At 68.7% G+C, this 2,420-nt stretch carries 2 protein-coding genes and 1 pseudogene; all 3 read left to right on the top strand.

The window, feature by feature from the left end:
• Positions 1-119: 119 nt before the first annotated feature.
• A complete protein-coding gene (locus ACFE60_RS18795; protein WP_375390372.1) occupies positions 120-425 on the top strand; it encodes a TrbC/VirB2 family protein in 306 nt (101 codons plus the stop codon).
• Positions 426-450: 25 nt separating this feature from the next.
• A complete protein-coding gene (locus ACFE60_RS18800; protein ID WP_176002981.1) occupies positions 451-747 on the top strand; it encodes a VirB3 family type IV secretion system protein in 297 nt (98 codons plus the stop codon).
• Positions 748-751: 4 nt separating this feature from the next.
• Positions 752-2,420: pseudogene (locus ACFE60_RS18805) on the top strand (hypothetical protein); the annotation flags it as partial.

Consider the following 2,420-nt stretch of genomic DNA (forward strand, 5'->3'; position numbering starts at 1 on the left):
CGACCCGGGTCGAGCGGCGGCAACGTCAGTCACCGTCCCCAACCTGCCGAACACCAAGGCCGCGGCCCCGCGCTGGGACGGCGGCTTCGTCATGCATGTCGAGTGAGAGGATGAGAGAGATGCCGAACGCCACCCGCCGCGTGCTGCCGATCGCGGCTACCATCCTGGTCGTGGGCACGAGTGCTGCTCTCGCCCAGGCCGGCGGCACCCTCCAGCCGGTCCAGTCGACGCTCACCACCCTCGTCCAGGCGCTGACCGGCCAGATCGCGACCGCGCTCGCGACGCTGGCGGTCATCGCCTGTGGGTTCTTCGCCTGGTCCGGCCGCCTCACCTGGGGGATCGCCGGCAGCGTCATCTTCGGGATCGTGCTCGTGTTCGGCTCGGCCCAGATCGTCCAGTTCTTCCAGTCGGCGGTCGGCCAGTGAGCGTCGGAGAAGGAAGGGTGGGCCGATGAACGCCCTCGACCTCGAGGAGCCGCTGATCACGCCGCTGGTGAAGGCGCTGACCCGCGCCCCGACTCTCATGGGAGTGCCGTACATGTACTTCATGTTCAACGGCGTCGCGTCGTCGGTGTGCTTCCTCCTCTCGCACAACCTCCTGATGCTGCTGGTCGCGATCCCGCTGCACCTCTTCGGCTACGTGATGACGCTGCGCGACGACCGGATCTTCGAGATCCTGTTCGTGCGCTCCACCCGCTGCCCGCCGCGCTCCCGCGCTTTCTGGGCGGCCGACAGCTACGCGGCCTGACGCGGTGGTGGCGCGGGCGCTCCTCGACGAGCTGACCTTCGGAGCCGTATCCCGGCGCGAGCGCCCGGTCGCGTCCCACATCCCCTACACCCGCCACGTCGACGACCACGTGATCCGCACGCGCGACGGGCTCGTGATGACGGTCCTGAAGCTCGAGGGCTATTCCTTCGAGACCGCCGACATCAGCGAGATCAACTCGCGGCTGCTGGCCCGCAACGACATCGTCCGCACTCTCGCGAATTCCCGCTTCGCGCTCGTGAGCCACGTCATCCGGCGCGAGGTGCAGCCCTACATCGCGTCGACCTTCGACAACGCGCTCTGCCGCGAGATCGACGAGCGCTACGACGCGGCGCTGTCGCGCCGGCGCATGTTCGTGAACGAGCTCTACGTCACCATCGTGCGCCGGCCCCTGCAGGGCCAGGCCGGCACGTTCGAGGCCATGCTGGGCAAGGTCCTCGGCCGCACCGACGAGGCGGGGGAGTCCGTGGCGGTCCAGGCCGCCCTGACCGAGCTCCGCGACGCTGCGACCGCGGTCCGCGAGAACCTCGCCGCCTACGGGGCACGGCAGCTCGGCGTCGTGCGGCGCGAGGGGGTCTGGTTTTCGGAGCCTCTCGAGTTCCTGGTCCAGCTCGTCAACGGCGCTCTACCGCGCATGATGCACCTGCCCCGCATGGCGCTTGCCGACGCTCTGTCGATGAAACGCATCTTCTTCGGCCGCAACGCGGTCGAGATCCGGGGAGCCGGCCCCGAAGACACGCGCCTCGGCGCAATGGTGTCGATCCGCGAGTACCCGGCCCAGACGGGACCCGGCTCCTTCGACAACCTGCTGCGGGTGCCGCACGAGTTCATCGCGACCCAGAGCTTCGCGATCGTCGACCGGCCGGAGGCCGCGAAGCAGATCGACCGCGTCGCCCGCCAGGTCGACATGTCGGACGAGGCGGGGTCGGTGGTGGCCGAGCACCTGGACGAGGCCCGCGACGAGCTCCTCGCCTCAGAGGCGATCTACGGCGAGCATCACATGTCGGTGATGTGCCTCGGCCGGGACCTCGCCGAGGTCGCGGCCGCCGTCACCTCGGTCGGTGCAGCGCTGACCGACCGTTCCGTGATCTGGACCCGCGAGGACCTGAACTGCGAGCCGGCCTTCTGGGCGCAGCTGCCGGGCAACTTCGCCTACATCGCCCGCAAGGCTGTGATCTCGTCGAAGAATTTCGCCGGGTTCACGTCGCTTCACAACTATCCGAGCGGGCGCCCGGCCGGGAACCATTGGGGGCCGGCGATCTCGGTGTTCGAGACGACCTCGCAGACCGCCTACTACTACAACCATCACGTCCGCGACCTCGGTAATTTCACGGTCGTCGGGCCCTCGGGTTCGGGCAAGACCGTGTTCCTGTCCTTCATCTCGGCTCAGTCGCAGCGCGTCGAGCCGCGACCGAAGCTCCTCTTCGTCGACAAGGACCGTGGCGCCGAGATCTTCATCCGGGCCATGGGCGGGCAGTACGAGGTGCTGGTGCCGGGCGAGCCGACCGGCTTCAACCCGCTCTCGCTTCCCGACACCGCACCGAACCGCGAGTTCCTGTTCCAGCTCATCGGCTTCATGTTGCGTCCCGCCAACGGCGGCGAGCTCTCCGCCTCCGAGGAGCAGGTGATCCGCAACGCCATCCGGTCGGCGCTCA

It is taken from the genome of uncultured Amnibacterium sp., from assembly GCF_964245895.1.
Classification (GTDB): Bacteria; Actinomycetota; Actinomycetes; order Actinomycetales; family Microbacteriaceae; genus Amnibacterium.

Bases quoted from the DNA above. Each gene is read 5' to 3' on its own strand.
- ACFE60_RS18795 (WP_375390372.1), top strand. From the start codon at position 120: ATGCCGAACGCCACCCGCCGCGTGCTGCCGATCGCGGCTACCATCCTG.
- ACFE60_RS18800 (WP_176002981.1), top strand. From the start codon at position 451: ATGAACGCCCTCGACCTCGAGGAGCCGCTGATCACGCCGCTGGTGAAG.